The sequence below is a fragment of the Aeromonas sp. SCS5 genome, from assembly GCF_001887375.1.
Taxonomy (GTDB): Bacteria; Pseudomonadota; Gammaproteobacteria; order Enterobacterales; family Aeromonadaceae; genus Aeromonas; species Aeromonas jandaei.
The window spans coordinates 129,854-148,751 of the sequence record NZ_LFCS01000004.1; the positions used below are offsets into that span (position 1 = coordinate 129,854).

An 18,898-nucleotide genomic window follows, 5' to 3' on the forward strand; every position below is an offset into this window, starting at 1 on the left:
CGCGCACTCTATCACAATATCGCCTAATCCTTCACCAGATTTCACCAAATGAATGCAAGCTGATTTCCTTCACAACCCGACATTCATCACAAAATATTTATAGCGACCAAATCATTTCAAATAGTTAACCGATAAATGCAATCGAGGCAGTGGCATGGACAAGGGGCCATCAACTCGTTGTAATGACCAACATAATCCGATGGCGGAGCGCCATCCCCCTTCGTTGTAACCATTTGCTGTAACAAGAGGCCCTGTTTATGGATAACAGCTCGTATCTGCCCGCTTCAACCTGGTCTGCCCAGCTGCGTGAACAACTACAGGCGCGGCCACTTACCGCCCTCGGTCTCTTTATCGCGCTGGCTGCCGTCTTGTTGCTGCTGTTGCAGAGTCTCATCATGCTCGCTACAGGCGAGGTGACCAGCGGCGTGCGCTACGGCCTGAGCGGTGGTGCCGCTGGGTTTGCAGCCACCGCCATCGGCGCCCTGCCCGCTCTGTTTCTGCGCTCGGTACCGCAAAAGGTAGAGGACACCATGCTGGGCTTTGCCGCCGGCATGATGCTGGCGGCCAGTGCCTTCTCCCTGCTGCTGCCGGGGCTGGAGGCCGCCGAGGGGATCACCGGCAACGGCTTTAGCGCCGCCGCCGTGGTGGTGGTCGGCATGACCCTCGGGGTGCTGTTGATGCTGGGGCTGGATCAGTTCACCCCGCACGAGCATGACAAAACCGGCCCCTGCGGCCCCGGCCATGAGAGCTGCTCTCGGGTCTGGTTGTTCGTCTTTGCCATCGCCCTGCACAACCTGCCGGAGGGGATGGCTATCGGAGTGAGCTTCTCGCAGGGTGATATGTCGGTGGGGCTGCCGCTCACCACCGCCATCGCGCTGCAGGATATTCCGGAAGGATTAGCGGTGGCACTGGCCATGTGCGCCGCCGGTTTTCGCCCCTCGGTGGCGGTGCTGGTTGCCATCGCCAGCGGCCTGCTCGAACCGGTTGGCGCCCTGCTCGGGGTGGGACTCTCCAGCGGCCTTGCCATCGCCTACCCCATCGGACTTGGGCTCGCCGCCGGCGCCATGCTGTTTGTGGTCTCGCACGAGGTGATCCCGGAGACTCACCGCAACGGTCATCAGACCTATGCCACCCTTGGCCTGATGGCAGGCTTTGCCCTGATGATGACCCTCGACACCGCGCTCGGCTAAAGGCCCCCCTCCTATCTCATCAATGCTTTTTGTCACCTACGGCGCTCCCATATGGAGCGCCGCGCTTCATCTCTCCTTTCGCTTGTGCCTCTCGGCGCCGACGCCATCTTTTGTTATGATCTACAGCAACTTAAATTCAGCCACACGGCTATCAAGACGAGGTCAGCAATGAAAGTAGGTATTATCGGCGCCATGGAGCAAGAAGTGGCCCTGCTGCGCAGCCAGATGAGCAACCCCACCACCCTGCAACTGGGCGGCTGCGAGTTCTATCAAGGGGAGCTGGCGGGCAAAGAGGTGATCCTGACCCGCTCCGGTATCGGTAAGGTCGCCGCCAGCGTGGCCACCAGCCTGTTGCTGGAAAAATTCGCCCCCGACTGCGTCATCAATACCGGCTCTGCGGGCGGCTTTGCCCAAGACCTGCACATCGGTGATGTGGTGATCGCCAGCGAGATGCGTTTCCACGATGTCGATGTGACCGCCTTTGGTTACGAGATGGGCCAGATGGCACAGCAACCCGCCGCCTTCCCCTGCGACGAGAAGCTCATCGCGGTCGCTCAGGATTGCATCGCCGAGCAGGGCAAGCACCAGACCAAGGTCGGCCTTATCTGTACCGGCGATCAGTTCATGTGCAAACCGGACGCCATCGCCAAGGCTCGCGCCGACTTCCCGCAGATGCTGGCGGTCGAGATGGAAGGTGCCGCCATCGGTCAGGTGTGCCACATGTTCAAAGTGCCCTATCTGGTGGTACGCGCCATGTCCGATATCGCAGGCAAGGAACAGGTTGAATCCTTCGATGCCTTCATCGAAGTGGCCGGCAAGCACTCCGCCGAAGTGATTATCAAGATGCTCGGCAAGCTGTGATCGAGACCGGCTCGCTTGATTTGATGGCCGACGCCCTCCTTTCGACGACGGCGGCCATTCTGGTAGGTGCTGCCCTGCTGGAGGCGGTGATCCCGTGGCCATCCCATCTGCGTCTTTCGGCCGTCACGCCCCTGCTGACCCGGCTGGGGCACAAGGTACACAGACCTGATGGTTCGCCCGGCCAGCAAATGCAGGCCGGCCTGCTGGCAATGCTGGTAGTCTGGCTCCCCTGCGCCGCCGGGATCTGGTCGCTGCGCAATCTGGCCCTTAGCGAGCCAGTCTTCGACCTGCTGTTCCTACTGCTGATGCTCGAATCCCGTCCGCTGCGCGAACTCGCCCATGCCACCCGCTCGCTCGCCACGCAGGAGACCCTGCCGCTGGCGAGATTGCAGTCTGCCCCCTGGCTCAAACGGGAAACCGGCAAACTCTCGGCCATGGGGCTCGCCAAAGCGGTGACGGAGAGCTGCGCCCTGCGTCTGGTCGGCCAATGGGCTGGCCCGCTGCTGGGATTTGCTCTGGCCGGCGTACAGGGCGCCCTGCTCTGGCGGCTGGTGCAGCTGATGAATCAAAGCTGGAGTCGCAAAGATCCCGCCTTCGACCACTTTGGTCGCGCCGCCAGCGCGCTCTATCAGGGGCTCAATGCCTCCGTCATTTTGCTGCTGGGGCTGCCACTGCTGGCAAGCCGTCTCAAACAGGCCGCACAGCTGCTGCGAAGTGGCGCGCTCTGGCCCTATCCCGCCATGGGGATGCTGCTCACTCTGCTGGTAGACAAGTGCCGGATCCGCCTTGGTGGCCCTCGCTACTATCAGGGGGTTCTCCAGCGTTGGCCCGTCATCGGCACTGGTGCTGAGCCAGATAGCGAGACACCGCGCAAGGTGCTCAACATTCTGCAAGGGTGCGGCTGGGGCTGGTTGATACTGGCGCTGGTTGTCACGGTAGCGGGGTTATTTCATGGATAGAGTGTTGCGCTTGCCGATCTGGCTGCCCTGCGTGCTGCTTGCCTGGTTGCCCGGTGCCCTGCTGGCCGCCACGCCGACCCGGGTGGTGAGTGTTGTTCCTCACCTGACCGAATTGCTCTACGAGATTGGCGCCGGCGACAAACTGGTGGCCATCGACGATGCCTCAGACTATCCCCCCGAGGTCAAAACCAAGCCAAAGGTGGCGAACTATCGCAGCATCAATGTCGAGGCTATGCTGGCGCAAAAGCCGGATCTCATTCTCGGCTGGCGCTCGGCTCAATCACGGATACTGGCCCCGTTGGAGCAGCTGGGTATCCCGGTTTTCTACTCAGAGCCTACCGATTTTGCCTCGCTGGCCGAAGAGATGCGGGCGCTGGGCAAATTGCTGGGGGTGGAAAAGAGTGCCAACGAAGCCGCAGATCGCTATTTGGCACGCCTGCATTCCCTGCAACAGCACTATGGCCAACCAACCGGCGTCAAGGTGTTCTACCAGCTCTGGTACCCGCCGCTCACCAGCGTGAGCGGTAACGCCTGGCCCGCTCAGGCCATCGAACTCTGCGGCGGAGTCAACGTCATGAGCAATGCCAGAACACCCTATCCTCAGGTGAATATGGAACAGGTCATCAGGGCCAACCCCGCGCTGATCCTGGCCGGGAGTCAAGATCCTGACGCCCTGCATCACTGGCAGCAGTGGCCAAACCTTGATGCGGTGAAACATCACCGACTGATGCTGGTCAACTCCGATGAGCTGCACCGATTCACCCCAAGAGCCCTCAATGCGGTGGAGGATATATGCCGCACTCTCGCTAAAGCTAGCTCAAAACGTGGTGATAAATAGCCAAAAAACTGCCATTTGAGTTGCCATCGCTTGCATTAAGCTGCACATGGCATAAAAAGTGCTTTAGAATTACATAGATACTAATTTGATCATGGAATGACATCATGTTTAATGGAAAAACAATTCTGGTTACCGGTGGCACGGGGTCATTTGGCAAAAAATTTATTGCAACCGTGCTATCCCGCTACCAGCCTGCACGACTGATCGTCTACTCCCGTGATGAACTCAAGCAGTTTGAAATGCAACAGTGTTTCAATAACCCCTGCATGCGCTACTTTATCGGCGATGTGCGCGATGGCGAACGCCTCGACACTGCGATGTGCGATGTCGATTTCGTGGTGCACGCAGCGGCGCTCAAACAAGTACCGGCCGCGGAATACAACCCGATGGAGTGCATCAAGACCAACGTTGGGGGGGCCGAGAACGTCATCAAGGCTGCACTCCACAATGGTGTCCAGAAGGTTATCGCACTCTCGACCGACAAGGCTGCCAACCCGATCAACCTTTACGGTGCCACCAAGCTCTGTTCTGACAAGCTCTTTGTCGCCGCCAACAATATGGCTGGTAAGAATCCAACCATCTTCTCGGTCGTGCGTTATGGCAACGTCGTCGGCTCACGGGGCTCGGTCGTACCCTTCTTCGACAATCTGATCAAGAGCGGCGCCAATACGCTTCCTATCACTCATCCAGAGATGACCCGTTTTTGGCTGACTCTGCAGCAAGGGGTGGATTTTGTACTAAACAATTTCAAGCGCATGCGTGGCGGAGAGTTGTTCGTACCTAAAATACCGTCGGTCAGGATCACCGATCTTGCTACCGCTATGGCCCCGTCGCTCAAGCAGGAGATTATCGGTATTCGTCCCGGGGAGAAGCTCCACGAGGTGATGTGCCCGGCAGACGACGCCTTCCACACCTATGAGTTCAACGACTACTACGTGATAGCTCCCAGCATCAGCTTCAATAGCCGTAACAATGATTTCAGCATTAATGCTATGGGTGAAACAGCCAAACTGGTCGCTTCAGATTTTGAATACAATTCTCTAAATAATCCTCATTTTTTGTCGATAGAGGATATAAGTCAGGTAAACGCTGAGGTACTGACACTATGATCCCGTACGGGAGACAACAAATCACATCGGACGACGTTGAAGCTGTATTGGATACGCTACAGTCCGATTTTTTGACTCAAGGGCCCCAAGTACCTGCGTTTGAGCATGCGCTTGCTCATTATTGCGCAGTACCGTATGCAGTTGTGTGTAGCAATGGAACTGCAGCGCTCCACTTGGCATGCTTGGCTGCAGATGTTAACCATACATCTCTGGTCTGGGTCTCTGCTATCAGCTTTGTTGCATCAGCTAACTGTGCTCGTTATTGTGGTGCTGAAGTTGACTTTGTAGATATTGACCCAGAAACGGGAAATATTTCAATTCAAGCATTGAGAGATAAACTTGCTTGGACTAAACGACGTCCGAATGTATTGATAATTGTTCATTTGGCAGGTCAGCCTTGTGAGCTTTTTGAAATTCATTCTATCTGTAAGCAATATGGCATTACTCTAATTGAGGATGCCTGCCATGCACTGGGAGCTAGCTATCTCGATAGTAAAATTGGTGAGTGTCGCTATAGTGATATGACTGTATTTAGCTTTCATCCTGTAAAAGCTATTACTACAGGTGAAGGGGGCGCAATTACTACTCGTCATCCAGAGTTTGCCAAACGCCTTCAATTATACCGGGGGCACGGCATTACCCGTGACAGCGCGGATTTCAATACAGGTGCACCTGGCGACTGGCATTACGAACAGCACGAGCTAGGCTATAATTATCGTTTGACAGACATACAAGCTACGTTGGGTATTAGCCAACTCAAACGTCTTGACTCCTATATTTCTACAAGACACCAAAAGGCAGATTATTACAACCAAAAACTAGGTGACTTGGGAATATCGCCTCTATTACAAATATCTAATATTCACCATGCATTTCATCTTTATGTTGTGCGTGTTGAACAAGGACGTAATGCTTTACTACAAGGTCTGCGTGATAAGGGGATAATGGCAAATCTCCATTATCAGCCAATTCCCAACCAACCTTACTATAAAGCATTGGGTCAGATTCCCACTAATTATCCTGGGGCAATCATTTATGGGGATACAGCGTTGAGTTTACCGCTATTCCCGACAATGACAATTCAGGAGCAAGATGAAGTCATAGACGTGCTTAAGCAATTATCATGAAGTTAGCCTTAGGCACGGTGCAATTCGGTCTGGATTACGGGATCAGCAATCACGACGGACAAGTCTGCGATGAGGAACTCGACGAGATCATTGCATTGGCCCGTCATGCAGGTATCGATACCCTGGATACTGCGCAAGCCTATGGCAATGCCGAGCAGAGGCTGGGACAAAGAGATATCACCGGCTTCACAATCATCGACAAACTGGCGCCTGGGCTACCGCTGTCCGATGTTAAGGCCGCAGTCAACAACAGTTTGCATTTGCTGGGGCGAAAACGGCTCGATGGTCTGCTGCTGCACCGCAGCCAGGATGCCTCACCGGCCATGGTCGAGTTGCTCACCGATTTGCAGAAAAAGGGCTCGATCGGAAAACTCGGGATCTCCGTCTACTCCCCGGAGGAGCTCGATGCTTGGAGCGCAGCTGGCTATCCTCTGGAACTGGTGCAATTACCTGCCAATTTGCTCGATCAACGCTTTTTACGTACTGGATGGCTCGACAAACTGGTAGATATGGGTTGTGAAATCCATGTTCGCTCGCTCTTTTTGCAGGGACTGTTGTTGATGCAGCCAGCACAGCGACCTGACTATTTTCAGCGTTTCGCTACCGCACTTGAACGGTTTGACCAGTGGCATCCCTCAATGGCCCCGCTTGGCAGAGCCCTCTCCATCATGACGGCCCTACCACAGGTAAGCCGCTTTGTTGTCGGTGTTTGTCATGCCCAAGAGCTGGCCGCTATCATTGCGGCCAGTCAAGCGCAGCACGAGTGCTACGAGGCCGATATCGCCCATCTGGCGTCTATGGAACAGGAACTTATCAACCCCGGACTCTGGAGAACACAATGATCCTAGGTATTCTGCAGGCCAGAACCAGTTCTTCCCGCCTGCCCAACAAGGTACTGAAAGAACTGCTGGGCGACCCCATGCTGGCAAGGCAGATTGAACGGCTGCAACAGAGCAAGCTGCTGGACAAGCTGCTGGTTGCCACCAGCAATAAGCCAGAAGATCGTGCCATTGCCGAACTGTGCGAAAAGTTGCATATCCCCTGTTTCTGCGGTCCTCTTGACGATGTGTTGCTGCGTTTCTATCTAGCGGCCCAACCCTACAGTCCGACCCATGTTGTGCGTCTCACCGCTGACTGTCCACTGGCAGACCCAATGGTAATAGACGAGCTGATAGCCCTCCATCTCTCGGGCAAGTTCGACTACAGCAGCAACTGCGGCAATCCCAGTTATCCGGATGGGCTGGATGCCGAGATCATGACTGGTGCGACTCTGGCAACCTTGCAGGAAAAAGCCACCACGCAGACCGAGCGGGAACATGTCACCTATTACGTTCGCTGTCATCCCGAGCAGTTTTCCATCGGCGAATTGCAGCGCTCGCCTTCGCTGGCCCACCTGCGCTGGACTGTCGATGAGCCTGCCGATTTTGAGCTGGTAGAGCGCATTTATAAGGCTCTCTATCCTGTCAACCCAACCTTTACGACCGACGATATCCTCGACCTGCTGGTGCAGCAGCCGGAGCTGGCAACACTTAATACCCGGCACCAACGCAACGAAGGATTGGCTAATTCGCTAGCCAAGGAGAATCACATATGACCTCACGTTATCAACATTCACTGGCTCTCTCGGTTCGGGCGGAACAGAGCATTCCTCTTGGCTCCCAAACCTTCTCCAAAAGCCGCCTCTGTTTTCCCTATGGCGCCGCCCCACTCTTTATCGAGCGCGGCAAAGGTGCACATGTTTGGGATGTAGATGGCAACGAGTATCTTGATTTCGCCAGCGGCCTGCTGGCCATCAGTCTTGGATATTGCGATCAGGATGTGAATGAGGCAGTAATGGAACAGCTCAATCTGGGCTCGATCTTCTCCCTTCCCCACCGGCTGGAAACCGAGGTCGCTGAACAACTCATTGAGCTTATCCCCTGTGCCGAAATGGTTCGCTTTGGCAAAAACGGGACTGATGCCACCTCAGCCTGTATCAGGCTCTCCCGTGCGGTCACAGGCCGCGAGCGGGTGGCCGTTTGTGGCTACCACGGCTGGCAAGACTGGTATATAGGCTCGACCACCCGCCATTTGGGGGTCCCCGAATGCGTAAGAGAGCTGACGCACAGATTTGACTACAACGATCTTGCCTCGCTGCAGCGTCTGCTGGACGCTCACCCGGGCGAGTTTGCCGCCGTCATTCTGGAACCGATGAATGTAACCTGGCCAAACCCGGATTTTCTGCCTGGTCTGCGCCAACTCTGCGATGCCCATGGAGCGCTGCTCATCTTTGATGAGACCATTACCGGCTTTCGAAATCATCTTGGAGGGGCACAAACTCTATTCGGAGTAACGCCAGACCTTGCAGCTTTTGGCAAGGGGATGGCTAATGGATTCCCGATATCTGCCGTCGTCGGGCGTAAGAAGTATATGAAGCGTATGGAAGACATTTTTTTCTCAGGAACTTTTGGCGGCGATGTTATTGCTTTAGCTGCGGCTAAGGCCGTCATCAAAAAAATGCGTCATTACGATATACCTGCTTGCCTAACGGAACGAGGACAATTTCTCCTTGATGGCTTGAACACCATATTAACTGATATAAAAGCACCAGAATGGATAAAAACCGCAGGACACCCTACATGGTGTTTTTTGTTAATCACCGACTCTCACAATCACTCAAGTTGGTTATTGAAAAGTTATCTGATGCAAGAGTTATGTAAGCGAGGTATCCTGACACTAGGAAGTCATAACCTCAACTACTCTCATACCTACGCGGATATCAAGAAAATATTGAAAATATACACTGAAGTACTACCTGCGCTGATAGATCACGATAGTAAAATGACAATTGAAAAAAATCTTGACGGTGAACCTATTCAACCTGTCTTTAAAGTACGTTGACTAACAAAAATATCCATAAGTGCGCATACAACAATAATTTTATTCTATGCGCACTATTTAGTTAACTTGTATATGTTACATAACAGACTTCAATAATTACATTGAAGTAATCCATTTATCCCTAAATATATCTACCACTCAAAACCACAATTACTTTTCACTAAATAATGAAATTGTCAAATCTGATAGAGAACGAATGCATTTAAAGTCATTCTTTTCTTGTGGAATATCCAACGTGTCTGTAAGTAAATAAGTAACTAGACCTGCCTGGAGAGCAGATGTAGCACCTTGGATAGAATCCTCCACCGCAACAACATTACCAGGAGATAGCCGAGATTTTTTCAGTGCAAGCAGATATGGTTCAGGATGAGGCTTCCCATTACGAACATCTTCGCCATCGATAATTAAATAGAAGGTGTCCTTCAAGCCATTCAGAGCTAACCATGCCTCAACTCTACTTCTCTTATTCGATGTCACTATAACTAAACGATACGAATGCTTCACCGCCTCATGAATCAACTTTATCGCCCCTACACTAGGGGGAGAATTAATATATAATTCATCTATCAAATCATTATACTCAGCAAGCAATGATTGGTTGCTTTCAGGTAAATTGCGCCACTCTTTTAGACAACGAACAACCTCGATTAAAGGAGGGCCATTTAACTTTTCAAATTCAAGTTTAGACGCCTGTTCTCCCCTTCGAGACAGGAATAAAGAATAAACATGAAACATTGACTCCAAACTTTGAACCAATGTTCCATCAAAGTCAAAAAAAATCCCTTTCATGTATTTACCTTGACCAAACATTATTGTTTTTTATATAGATACAATCTATTTTGGCCATAATCTCCTAACATTCCATAGTTATCTTCGGTTAGAGCACATGATAATTTTGCAGCAGCTTCAACCATGGGGTTTTCATAGTCGACTTTGCCACCATTAATCATTGGCAGAAGAACATAAAGAACGACATCATGCAATGTTGAGAAACAGCTGTTTTTAATTTCAACGAAACCCAACGATTTTAATTCATCATGAACCAGCTTTTCATTCATAAAGTGATTAAATTCCGCTGGTTCTCTCTCCTCAAGACCAACAAGTGTTCGCAAATGATTTTGTCTCGAGTAAGAGCCTATAGAATTTTCAAGCATCAAAAAATACCCACCTGATTTTATTTTTTCTGCTATATTGGCAATGGCTTTCATTTGCAGCGAATCTGTATTTAGGTTTATCAAGCATCGAACAGTAAAAATTAAGTCGTATTGCTCAACCGGACATTCCAAATTGAGAACATTACCCACATCAAAGCAAATTGATTCATTATCGATTAGTTTGCTTTTCCTAAGTTTCTCCGCCGACATAATCATTTCTTCAATAAAATCTATCCCCTGGTATCTATAATTAGGAAAGACTTCATGCAACGAAAAAATATTGTAACCATTGCCACAACCGATCTCCAAAATTCTCGAGTTAATTGGGAGCGACTCTTTCAAAGATGAAATGGTTTTTTTTAATTCAGCCAACTCGATTAGTTTTGCTGTTCCCGTTTTAGTGGTAGCCCGGAGCTCGGTGCCATAGGTAATAGCCCAATTTTTCCAATGCTCATGAATCTGAATCAAATCAAACTTATCTTTCATAAGTTTACCTCCATACATACTATCTGTTAAGATAGCATAACATTCCACTTTAAGGGAAGATATAATATGCTAAGCGTGCATGAGCTTTCAGATAACGCAGTGCTTCTCATAGAAAGAGATCGAGCTAAACATGATGATGCACTGCTTACTATAGTCGATAAAATTTGGTGTGAAGCGCAAAGAAAAAACAGTCGCCTTTTCGATGGAAGTATACTCTCTTGCATATCAGACTCATCAAACAAAATTACATCAGTCATCGATAATTACAAATTTTTCTTTTCAAAAAAAAGCCATCCGGAGCTTCTTGAAAAAATTCAAATAATGCCCATTGCAGTTTCTGGCATTCTGGAATGCCAAGATGGTTTTGTTTTTGGAAAACGAGCCAAATTCACAACCCAAGATGCAGAACTCTGGGAGTTAGTACCAAGTGGTGGGTTAGATGCTTCCATAACAAACGACATAAATACATATGATTTCAAGCAACAATTGCTGACTGAGCTATATGAAGAAATGGGGATAAACCAAGATATGCTTCGCACAATAACTCCTTTTTGCTATGTTATTGACCATGAAGCATCTGTGCTAGATATTGGTATTTATATGTATAGCGATGTAAACCAAGAGACGATTAATCACTGCTTTACAACAGTCCGCTCTTTTGAGTATGAATCAATTATTTTTATCCCTAGGAACATAATTATTGATTATATTGCAATGGAAAGACAAAATATATCTTCTATTTCTATTGCAATTATGGAATTTTTCTTAAAAAAAAGATAAATTAACAAGTATAAATAGACCACGTGAGTATTTACCTATGATTCCTTTCTCTATTAATGGCCGTCTGATTGATCAGAATTCCCCACCTTACATTATTGCCGAATTATCTGGTAATCATAACGGGGATCTAGGCAGAGCATTAGCATTGGTAGATGCTGCAGCTGATGCTGGTGCTGATGCAATCAAACTTCAGACCTATACAGCCGACACTATGACACTCAACTGTGATCTGCCCGATTTTCACATCGAGGGTGGATTATGGAATGGCTATACACTTTACGAGCTCTACACCCTGGCACATACCCCGTGGGAATGGCACCGACCTCTCTTTGAACGAGCCAAGTCACGCGGATTGACCATTTTCTCCACTCCATTCGATGAGAGTGCTGTTGATTTTTTGGAAGAACTGGGTACTCCCGCATACAAAATTGCCTCATTCGAAATTACCGACCTTCCCCTTCTCAGCTACATAGCTCAGCAAGGAAAGCCGGTCATTATCTCTTCTGGCATGTCGAATGAAATTGAAATTGCCAAGGCCCTGACCATTTTGCGTGAAAATGGCTGCCCACAGATCCTGCTACTTCATTGTGTCAGTGGCTACCCAACCCCTCTTGCCGATATCAATCTCAAGCGTATTACCCGCTTGGCAGAAACATTTTCAGTACCTGTTGGTCTATCTGATCACACGCTGGGGAATACCGCAGCTCAGCTGGCAATAGCATTGGGCGCTGTGGCCATCGAGAAACACCTGACCTTGGCTCGCGCTGATGGCGGCCCAGATGCCGAGTTCTCCATTGAACCACATGAACTGAAAGAACTCTGTAGCCAGACAAAGCTCTGCTGGCAAGCGGTGGGATCCGGAGAAAGTGGTGGTAACCAAGCTGAACAGGCAAACCTGAGATTTCGTCGTTCTTTATATTTTGTTGCCGACATTCCTGCGGGTACAACAATAAAGCAGGAACACATCCGAAGGATCCGGCCTGGCTATGGGCTGCCACCAGAATCACTACCACAAATATTGGGCAGAAAAACTCGCCATGATATTAGTCGTGGGAAGGCTGTTCATATAGATGACTTTTTATAAAAGCTAAAAGCAATGATTTATAACTCTCATATTATAGGATATTTTATATGAAACAAAAAAATGTATTCATTAAAGAGGAAGCAGATGCATGGTATGAGAGAAATAAACTCTGCATCAACCAAAAGTCTCTGAATAATGATCAAATATTCATAGCACTACAAAACATCGATTGCCAACCAAAACGAATCCTTGAAATTGGCTGCGCAAATGGCTGGCGATTGGCACAACTGGCTAACCATTATGGTGCCAGCTGCTATGGAATAGATCCATCAAAAACAGCTATTGAGGATGGCACTCTGAGCTATCCCGCATTAAATCTAAGCGTTGGAACTGCAGATGGTTTACCTGATATTGAACCTGTCGATCTTATTATTTTCGGTTTTTGTTTATATCTATGTGATCCACAGGATCTTTTCAAGATTGCGGCCAATAGCGACAGATTACTAAAAGATAAAGGTGTAATGGCTATTTTGGATTTTTGCCCTCCGGCAGGGCACTATCGAAATGACTACCAACATTATGCTAACCTTTTTAGCTATAAAATGAATTACAGTAGTATGTTTAGTTGGCATCCAAGTTATTGTCGAATATATGAGCATGTCACACATCATGATGGCACCAATGAGCTGGAGCCAGATGCATTGGTGTCTGTTCAGCTATTAAAAAAAGACTCACAGCTTCTTGACGCGAAAAATCCATACTCCAAAAAATATTGCTAATAGTAATGGGAGGTTTTTTACCTCCCATTGTGAGTAATAATACCTTATGCACTACACTAAAAACATCATTCCTTTCTAAAAAAGGACATGATTTCATTATCAATCATATCAACACTATCGAAAGATCTTGGATACATCTCTTTTGCCTTTGCTAAAAAATCTAACCATAAGCAGATCGCGGGCCTCATCAGCTCTATTGTTTTCTCCTCTCCCTCAAATGAGTAAAGAATGGAACTCAATAGAGTAAACACATAGTTCATTGAACCAATCATGATCTGAGATATATGTTTTTGTCGAGTTACTGCAATCTGCGAGAGATAGCCCATATTGCGCAACATCAACTGATTGATTTCATTTCTAGATGAGAACTTATGTTGCCACTCACCCATCATCTTATCGATTAAAATATCAAAAAACTCAACATCCAGATATGGTTTGAAGTCTTCTTTTGACAAAGGGATTGGGGCTGATAGTTGCGTAATTTGGTGAATCAGCTCAGCTTTATCTATGATTTGTGAGAAACTGATTTCACTATCAGGCAATGGTCTTGCTTTTGCAATTTTAGCCCCATCGCTGCAGTTAAAGCACTGAACATGTTCATTCGCAGCTAATACTTGTTCAATCACTCTTCGGGATGTATTAAACATGGCATTGCTTATTACGACACCACCAAAGTTACCTTCATGCTGCCACTGACTATCTCCATACATCAACTCTCCAAGTACCTCAGCGCCTTTATCACTATTGTAATACGCACTAAATTTCGAGTGATGATGCCCTTTGTTTTTATAACCATTATCAAGGCCAAATAAATAGATGTTTTTAAAACCAAGATGAATTGGCGCAGTGACTCCAATATTGCCAACTAAAGGATTCACCCCCCCCAAGGCCGCGTATTTTTGCAAATGTGGGAAATTTACATTATAGAGGAGAACACCAGGCTCACTGCGCTTAAACATTAATACTGATTTTTCAAACAGCGTAGAACAATAGGGATGGATAACATCTGTACTTAGGAAAAGTATATCTCTAAGATAATCTTGGTCATTCATATTAACCAAGAAGTCATAAACAATCTTAGTTCGTTCTGTCTCAACATGAATGTCAGGCTTTATACCTACTTTATGCAATGCAGAAATCGCGCTGCCACAAGAAATTAAAATTGCTTTTTCTTTATTGTTTTCAATAACAGGAAGAGAGGCATCCAAAGATGGACCATTAGCAATAACAAAAATCGGAGTTCGATTGTATTCAGATGGTATCTTATTATCCTGTATAAGGAATGGAACAGTTCGTTCAATATTATCAACTGTATGAGAAAGAGCTATCAGATTATCATCAAAAAAACCCCACCCCATCACCAGCAGATAATACTCACGCTGGATTCTCTCAATTAAACTTTTGATTTTATCATTTTGGTAGCCCCACATGATAAAGGCATTAGCGATAAGAAAAGAACCTCGGCTATGAATAGCCGATGCAAAATCATTAAAAATAGTATCTTCATCCTGGCCTAATAGGATATGTAGACCGAGGTTCTCTTTATGTAAATAATCAAGCAGAGGTGCCCAATCGAAACAGAAAAGAGATGCATAAAAAAGATCTAGATCTGGTTCAAAAAGAAATAGAGTGCCAATTTTGCATTGTTCATAAAGATAACCAAGGTGATACCCCAAACCAACCCCAAACACCAGTGCGGTAGGAACTTCAGTTGGCACTTTTCTTAATGGATCTTCTCGAATGGAAATATCATCTAGATAAGCATTGAGTTTATTAAGATACTCAACGTGCATAAATCCGAGTGGGTTGGCTTCTTGACTAAATGAGAACTTGGATAAACCACCTTTATCCATGAACTCTTTAACTAACGTCTCGCAGATAAGATACGGTTCATCACCATATACCGCGACATCATCATCAATCCAAGCCATGTTTGGCTGGCCATTTTCATTACAAAAAAAACGAAATGGTCGGATTGGTTGATATGACTCATACATGTCTGCAATATGGGGGATATATTTACGAAATGCAGCAATATTCTGTGAGAATCGAAGTGGCAAAGCAACCGACATGGCAGCCTCTTGCTCTGCACGTTCTTTTAGTCGTAAAGCAACACCTTCGGCTTTTTTCAAAATATCATCAATATTTTCCGACATCAGAACTCCTTGCTACTCACACTATTATAAATTTGCTTTGCTTTACTCGCCAACCCAATAGCAGATAACTCATTGAAAATAAGTTGATGGTGATCAGATGCCACTTTTTTCATGCTTTCTTCTTGTCGAAAAAGTAATGTAGCCAATAAATTGGCATCTTGCTTCAGTGAAGGTTCACGTTCAACGAGATACAGCAAACGATCAATCAAAGAAATTCGATAATCCATACAGACCAGAGCATCATCATAGCTTTTTATGGCTAATAGATATTGAAGTTGCTCGTAATTTTCTGTGAGAGCTTGTTGCAAAGAGGCTAAAGTGGTCATTACAACTCACCCAGTTGCTGTCTCATCTGATAGCCCTGTTGTTTAGCAGAATCGGGTAACTGATCCCAGCCAGATTTTATAGTTACCATCAAAGCCATAACCTCTTCAATCGGGGCTGCATCCAATGCAAGGCTCGCATCCCAAATTCGCTCGTCCATGTAGGAGTAGAGGCTATATAGATCTTCAGCAATAGCCCCTTGACTCATATCAAGCGCATCCTGCAAACCATGTAATAACCCCTGAGCTTTCGATACAGCGGTAGATTTGGCTTCCATATCGCGACGCTCAATTGCACCTTTGGCTTGAGCCAAACGTTCAAGTACACCTTGCATCATGAGCTGAATCACACGATGAGGATCAGCAACAGCCAAGTCAGCAGCGACACTGGTTGCCTTATATGCTTTTAGATTACGCTGGTACATCGCCTGCTCCTCGTAATGTTTGCAATATATAATTTATTTGTTGTTGATTTGTAGTGATTGTAGCGCAGCCGCAGAGTGATTCATTTTCGCCAGCAACGCATCCAAGCTGCCATATTGAGCACGTAGTGATGCTTCATATTTTACCAGTTGGGCATTGGATGTAGCTTGTTTTTGGTTCAAGCTACGCAGATCAGCATTTAAAACATCTGTACGTTGATCCAACATACCGCCAGACTTGGAATACTCTTTTAAACCCGTATTCAAGGTTGCAGCAATACCCTTTTCGCCACCAAAAAGACCAACAACCTGGTCAAAGTTTTTATCCACAGCCTCATCAAATTTGGTTTTATCCAGAGACAACTTACCTTTATTGTCCATCTTAATACCCACTTCGAAGATGGTTGAATAAGTCGTACTGGTACCTGCTTTATTTGTTACGGTATTAGCCATAAAACTGCTAATGGTACGTGTGCTCGCATCACCAGCAAGCGCGCCACCATCATCTTGTCTAACTCCGCCAACGATACTATTGCGCTTGCCCAGCGCATCCATTTTATCTTGCAGTGCGTTATAACCATCAATAAACTGCTTGACCATATCCTGAATTGCAGTTTTATCTGTTGTTATCGCAACCTTGTTGGATTTCAGAGTCGTGCCATCACTTTCTTTATCGGATACACGCAAAACCGTTAATTTCAAATCCTGAATAGAGTCGTCAAATACATTGGTATCACTTTTAAGTGTATTACCATCAACAGTAATCTCAGCACTACTAGCAGCTTGCTTCTGGCTCATCACCGAACCTGCCGCACCTGTAGCAAAGATATCCAGCTCAGAATTATTGCCAGTGATCACCAAATCTTTGCCATCTCCAGATATACCGGAGTCAATAACAAATTTTGCCTTACCATCTGCCGTATTGACGATATTTGCACTAAGACCGAAGTTATCGCCATTACTATTGATACTTTTACGAATGTCTTGCAGAGTATCCCCTGCTTTGACATCAACTTTGAACTCCTTGGTACCAGCTTTAAAAGTTAATTGACCGTCTTGAGTCACAAGTGGGGTGGTCGAACTGGCAAATTCACCTTCAACACGGCTAGTAGTAGCCAATTTATTGACGGTAATGTTGTACTGGCCATTGGAGCCACCACTTTTACTCTCCACCTTCATCACTGGATTATCTTTATCCTGGGTGATAGTAACGGCTCGCTTGTTGAAGGCCCCAGGTTTGCTCAAGGTATCGAGAATATCGGTGAATGCGGTGAGAGATGACTTCAACTGGCCTATACCTGATATGCTGATCTGGGTGCTGTTTTGCTTGGTGACTATGGGCTTCTGTAGTTGAGCCTTCTTGGCAGCCACGCTAGAGGCAATAACGCTCTCGAGATCCAGCTGAGAGCCCGCCCCGGCAGAAGTAATGGCCATGTTATCTTCTCCTCATCAATTCGATTCAAATCTCGCTATCAAACAACAATCCGCGTTTGGGGTTCGCCCCTGCTTCACCTTGCTGCAACGCCTGGATCCGCTTGTGGATAGCAATCAACTCTTCCGTAGGGATCTGGCGGATCACCGAGCGGGTATCAGAGTCCATTACCTTTATTACCATCTGGCCAGACTCCTGCTCCATGCTGAAATTAACGGTCCACCCTTGCAATTTGCCAAATTCCTGCAAGTTTTGTACCTGTTTTTCAACATCTGCCTGGCTCTGCACTTGTTGAAGCTCAGTTTCCTTTGCCTGCTCCTGACTTTTCTGCTGTACAGTCCCGGCATCCTCTACCGTGCCAGAAAGCAGTTGAGCGGCCACTTGGCCGCTCTTGTCACTTAGCTGTAAGGAAGCGCCATTGGCAGATGACAGGTTGCCTATTTCGGTTGCCATCTTATCTCTCCCATCTTAGTCAGCCTGGTCCACTCATTACCCGAGCAGGGAAAGAGCAGACTGCGGTCTCTGGTTAGCCTGAGCCAAGACACTGGATGCAGCCTGTTGCAGAATATTCTGCTTGGTCATGTTGGCTGTTTCGGTTGCGAAGTCCGCATCACGGATACGAGAGCGTGCAGCACTGACGTTTTCCGAGATATTGGCCTGGTTACGAATGGTAGAATCCAAGCGGTTTTGCACTGCACCTAGCTCGGCTCGCTTGCTATCGACGACTCCGAGCATAGCATCAGCAGCTGCTAACACTTGCTGTGCACCATTTTGGGTACTGATGCTGATAGAACTACCTGCGACAAAGATAGCTGTCACGTTGATAGCTGTACCTATAACAGTACCAACATCCACTGTTGTGTTTGCCGCAGCAGCAATACCAGAAATACTGAAACCGTTTGCTTGGGTCAAACTGAAACTGATGGTCTGGTTGGCATCAGCACCGACCTGGAAGCTGCCAGAAAAAGTCCCATCAAGTAATTTGGTGCCAGCAAAGCTGGTATCTTTGGAAATCCGGTTGATTTCAGCACCCAGCTGATCAACCTCTTTTTGCAGCGCTTCACGATCCTTGGCTGAGTTTGAGCCGTTGGCAGACTGTTGCGCCAAGGTACGCATGCGCTGCAGCATACCGGTCACTTCATCCATCGCCCCTTCTGCCGTTTGTGCCAGAGAGATACCGTCGTTGGCGTTACGGTTACCCTGATCCAGACCGTTGATCTGGGAGGTCAGACGGTTGGAAATCTGCAAACCCGCAGCATCATCTTTTGCGCTGTTGATGCGCAAACCGGATGCCAGACGGGTGTACGAGGTATCCAGAGACTTGGTGGTATTCATCAAATTACGCTGGGCGTTCAGTGATGACGTGTTGGTGTTAATG

Annotated in this window: 20 protein-coding genes; 12 read left to right on the forward strand and 8 right to left on the reverse strand. The window is 47.6% G+C overall.

Going from position 1 to position 18,898, the window contains the following annotated elements; translation table 11 throughout:
* Positions 1-257: 257 nt before the first annotated feature.
* From BS300_RS06200 to BS300_RS06240, 9 genes are all read left to right on the forward strand, one after another.
* Positions 258-1,190 (forward strand): ZIP family metal transporter, encoded by a 933-nt coding sequence (locus BS300_RS06200; protein ID WP_071911508.1) that lies wholly within the window; start codon positions 258-260, stop codon positions 1,188-1,190.
* A 168-nt stretch (positions 1,191-1,358) separates the two neighbouring features.
* Entirely contained in the window at positions 1,359-2,051 is a 693-nt protein-coding gene (gene mtnN, locus BS300_RS06205) for a 5'-methylthioadenosine/S-adenosylhomocysteine nucleosidase (protein ID WP_021230869.1), read from the forward strand.
* On the forward strand, positions 2,048-3,010 hold the full coding sequence (locus BS300_RS06210; protein WP_071911510.1) for a cobalamin biosynthesis protein: 963 nt from the start codon (positions 2,048-2,050) through the stop codon (positions 3,008-3,010). The genes mtnN and BS300_RS06210 overlap by 4 nt, the downstream gene beginning before the upstream one ends.
* The gene (locus BS300_RS06215) at positions 3,003-3,848 is read left to right on the forward strand and encodes a cobalamin-binding protein (RefSeq protein WP_071911512.1); all 846 of its coding nucleotides are present in this window, start codon (positions 3,003-3,005) and stop codon (positions 3,846-3,848) included. The genes BS300_RS06210 and BS300_RS06215 overlap by 8 nt, the downstream gene beginning before the upstream one ends.
* 104 nt (positions 3,849-3,952) lie before the next feature.
* On the forward strand, positions 3,953-4,957 hold the full coding sequence (gene pseB, locus BS300_RS06220) for a UDP-N-acetylglucosamine 4,6-dehydratase (inverting) (protein ID WP_071911514.1): 1,005 nt from the start codon (positions 3,953-3,955) through the stop codon (positions 4,955-4,957).
* Positions 4,954-6,084, forward strand: a complete 1,131-nt coding sequence (gene pseC / locus BS300_RS06225) for a UDP-4-amino-4,6-dideoxy-N-acetyl-beta-L-altrosamine transaminase (RefSeq protein ID WP_071911517.1) — start codon at positions 4,954-4,956, stop codon at positions 6,082-6,084. Before pseB ends, pseC begins: the two co-directional genes overlap by 4 nt.
* Complete coding sequence (locus tag BS300_RS06230; protein WP_071911519.1) at positions 6,081-6,926, forward strand: aldo/keto reductase; 846 nt, start codon at positions 6,081-6,083, stop codon at positions 6,924-6,926. Before pseC ends, BS300_RS06230 begins: the two co-directional genes overlap by 4 nt.
* Positions 6,923-7,678, forward strand: coding sequence for a glycosyltransferase family protein (locus BS300_RS06235; RefSeq protein ID WP_071911521.1), 756 nt, complete (start codon positions 6,923-6,925; stop codon positions 7,676-7,678). The genes BS300_RS06230 and BS300_RS06235 overlap by 4 nt, the downstream gene beginning before the upstream one ends.
* Positions 7,675-8,964, forward strand: coding sequence for an aminotransferase class III-fold pyridoxal phosphate-dependent enzyme (locus BS300_RS06240; protein WP_071911523.1), 1,290 nt, complete (start codon positions 7,675-7,677; stop codon positions 8,962-8,964). The genes BS300_RS06235 and BS300_RS06240 overlap by 4 nt, the downstream gene beginning before the upstream one ends.
* Positions 8,965-9,114: 150 nt before the next feature.
* On the opposite strand, the gene BS300_RS06245 is transcribed toward BS300_RS06240, so the two are convergent.
* Positions 9,115-9,753, reverse strand: a complete 639-nt coding sequence (locus BS300_RS06245; protein WP_158025280.1) for an HAD family phosphatase — start codon at positions 9,751-9,753, stop codon at positions 9,115-9,117.
* A gap of 20 nt (positions 9,754-9,773) precedes the next feature.
* Positions 9,774-10,604, reverse strand: coding sequence for a class I SAM-dependent methyltransferase (locus BS300_RS06250; RefSeq protein WP_139731915.1), 831 nt, complete (start codon positions 10,602-10,604; stop codon positions 9,774-9,776).
* A 66-nt stretch (positions 10,605-10,670) separates the two neighbouring features.
* Between BS300_RS06250 and BS300_RS06255 the strand changes: the two genes are divergently transcribed.
* Genes BS300_RS06255 through BS300_RS06265 form a run of 3 tightly spaced genes read left to right on the forward strand, consistent with a single transcriptional unit; the run spans position 10,671 to position 13,187 of the window.
* Positions 10,671-11,384, forward strand: a complete 714-nt coding sequence (locus BS300_RS06255) for a hypothetical protein (RefSeq protein ID WP_071911529.1) — start codon at positions 10,671-10,673, stop codon at positions 11,382-11,384.
* Positions 11,385-11,421: 37 nt separating this feature from the next.
* Complete coding sequence (gene pseI, locus BS300_RS06260; protein WP_071911531.1) at positions 11,422-12,468, forward strand: pseudaminic acid synthase; 1,047 nt, start codon at positions 11,422-11,424, stop codon at positions 12,466-12,468.
* A gap of 47 nt (positions 12,469-12,515) precedes the next feature.
* Positions 12,516-13,187, forward strand: coding sequence for a class I SAM-dependent methyltransferase (locus BS300_RS06265; protein ID WP_071911533.1), 672 nt, complete (start codon positions 12,516-12,518; stop codon positions 13,185-13,187).
* A 65-nt stretch (positions 13,188-13,252) separates the two neighbouring features.
* On the opposite strand, the gene BS300_RS06270 is transcribed toward BS300_RS06265, so the two are convergent.
* The 6 genes from BS300_RS06270 to BS300_RS06295 are packed head-to-tail and all read right to left on the reverse strand — an operon-like array spanning position 13,253 to position 18,897.
* Positions 13,253-15,343: a 6-hydroxymethylpterin diphosphokinase MptE-like protein gene (locus tag BS300_RS06270; protein ID WP_071911535.1), complete on the reverse strand. Its 2,091-nt coding sequence runs from the start codon at positions 15,341-15,343 to the stop codon at positions 13,253-13,255.
* Positions 15,343-15,669 carry a hypothetical protein gene (locus BS300_RS06275; RefSeq protein WP_071911537.1) on the reverse strand — a complete coding sequence of 109 codons (327 nt, stop codon included), beginning with the start codon at positions 15,667-15,669 and terminating at the stop codon, positions 15,343-15,345. The genes BS300_RS06270 and BS300_RS06275 overlap by 1 nt, the downstream gene beginning before the upstream one ends.
* On the reverse strand, positions 15,669-16,091 hold the full coding sequence (gene fliS / locus BS300_RS06280; RefSeq protein ID WP_041209323.1) for a flagellar export chaperone FliS: 423 nt from the start codon (positions 16,089-16,091) through the stop codon (positions 15,669-15,671). Before fliS ends, BS300_RS06275 begins: the two co-directional genes overlap by 1 nt.
* A 33-nt stretch (positions 16,092-16,124) precedes the next feature.
* The gene (fliD, locus tag BS300_RS06285) at positions 16,125-17,522 is read right to left on the reverse strand and encodes a flagellar filament capping protein FliD (protein WP_071911539.1); all 1,398 of its coding nucleotides are present in this window, start codon (positions 17,520-17,522) and stop codon (positions 16,125-16,127) included.
* A 25-nt stretch (positions 17,523-17,547) separates the two neighbouring features.
* On the reverse strand, positions 17,548-17,973 hold the full coding sequence (locus BS300_RS06290) for a flagellar protein FlaG (protein ID WP_041209321.1): 426 nt from the start codon (positions 17,971-17,973) through the stop codon (positions 17,548-17,550).
* Positions 17,974-18,009: 36 nt separating this feature from the next.
* Positions 18,010-18,897 (reverse strand): flagellin, encoded by an 888-nt coding sequence (locus BS300_RS06295; RefSeq protein ID WP_239693804.1) that lies wholly within the window; start codon positions 18,895-18,897, stop codon positions 18,010-18,012.
* Position 18,898: the final 1 nt, after the last annotated feature.

Excerpts from the sequence above, each read along its gene's own strand:
- BS300_RS06200 (WP_071911508.1), top strand. The coding sequence starts at position 258 with ATGGATAACAGCTCGTATCTGCCCGCTTCAACCTGGTCTGCCCAGCTG.
- mtnN (WP_021230869.1), top strand. The coding sequence starts at position 1,359 with ATGAAAGTAGGTATTATCGGCGCCATGGAGCAAGAAGTGGCCCTGCTG.
- BS300_RS06215 (WP_071911512.1), top strand. The coding sequence starts at position 3,003 with ATGGATAGAGTGTTGCGCTTGCCGATCTGGCTGCCCTGCGTGCTGCTT.
- pseB (WP_071911514.1), top strand. The coding sequence starts at position 3,953 with ATGTTTAATGGAAAAACAATTCTGGTTACCGGTGGCACGGGGTCATTT.
- pseC (WP_071911517.1), top strand. The coding sequence starts at position 4,954 with ATGATCCCGTACGGGAGACAACAAATCACATCGGACGACGTTGAAGCT.
- BS300_RS06230 (WP_071911519.1), top strand. The coding sequence starts at position 6,081 with ATGAAGTTAGCCTTAGGCACGGTGCAATTCGGTCTGGATTACGGGATC.
- BS300_RS06235 (WP_071911521.1), top strand. The coding sequence starts at position 6,923 with ATGATCCTAGGTATTCTGCAGGCCAGAACCAGTTCTTCCCGCCTGCCC.
- BS300_RS06240 (WP_071911523.1), top strand. The coding sequence starts at position 7,675 with ATGACCTCACGTTATCAACATTCACTGGCTCTCTCGGTTCGGGCGGAA.
- BS300_RS06245 (WP_158025280.1), bottom strand. The coding sequence starts at position 9,753 with ATGAAAGGGATTTTTTTTGACTTTGATGGAACATTGGTTCAAAGTTTG.
- BS300_RS06250 (WP_139731915.1), bottom strand. The coding sequence starts at position 10,604 with ATGAAAGATAAGTTTGATTTGATTCAGATTCATGAGCATTGGAAAAAT.
- BS300_RS06255 (WP_071911529.1), top strand. The coding sequence starts at position 10,671 with ATGCTAAGCGTGCATGAGCTTTCAGATAACGCAGTGCTTCTCATAGAA.
- pseI (WP_071911531.1), top strand. The coding sequence starts at position 11,422 with ATGATTCCTTTCTCTATTAATGGCCGTCTGATTGATCAGAATTCCCCA.
- BS300_RS06265 (WP_071911533.1), top strand. The coding sequence starts at position 12,516 with ATGAAACAAAAAAATGTATTCATTAAAGAGGAAGCAGATGCATGGTAT.
- BS300_RS06270 (WP_071911535.1), bottom strand. The coding sequence starts at position 15,343 with ATGTCGGAAAATATTGATGATATTTTGAAAAAAGCCGAAGGTGTTGCT.
- BS300_RS06275 (WP_071911537.1), bottom strand. The coding sequence starts at position 15,669 with ATGACCACTTTAGCCTCTTTGCAACAAGCTCTCACAGAAAATTACGAG.
- fliS (WP_041209323.1), bottom strand. The coding sequence starts at position 16,091 with ATGTACCAGCGTAATCTAAAAGCATATAAGGCAACCAGTGTCGCTGCT.
- fliD (WP_071911539.1), bottom strand. The coding sequence starts at position 17,522 with ATGGCCATTACTTCTGCCGGGGCGGGCTCTCAGCTGGATCTCGAGAGC.
- BS300_RS06290 (WP_041209321.1), bottom strand. The coding sequence starts at position 17,973 with ATGGCAACCGAAATAGGCAACCTGTCATCTGCCAATGGCGCTTCCTTA.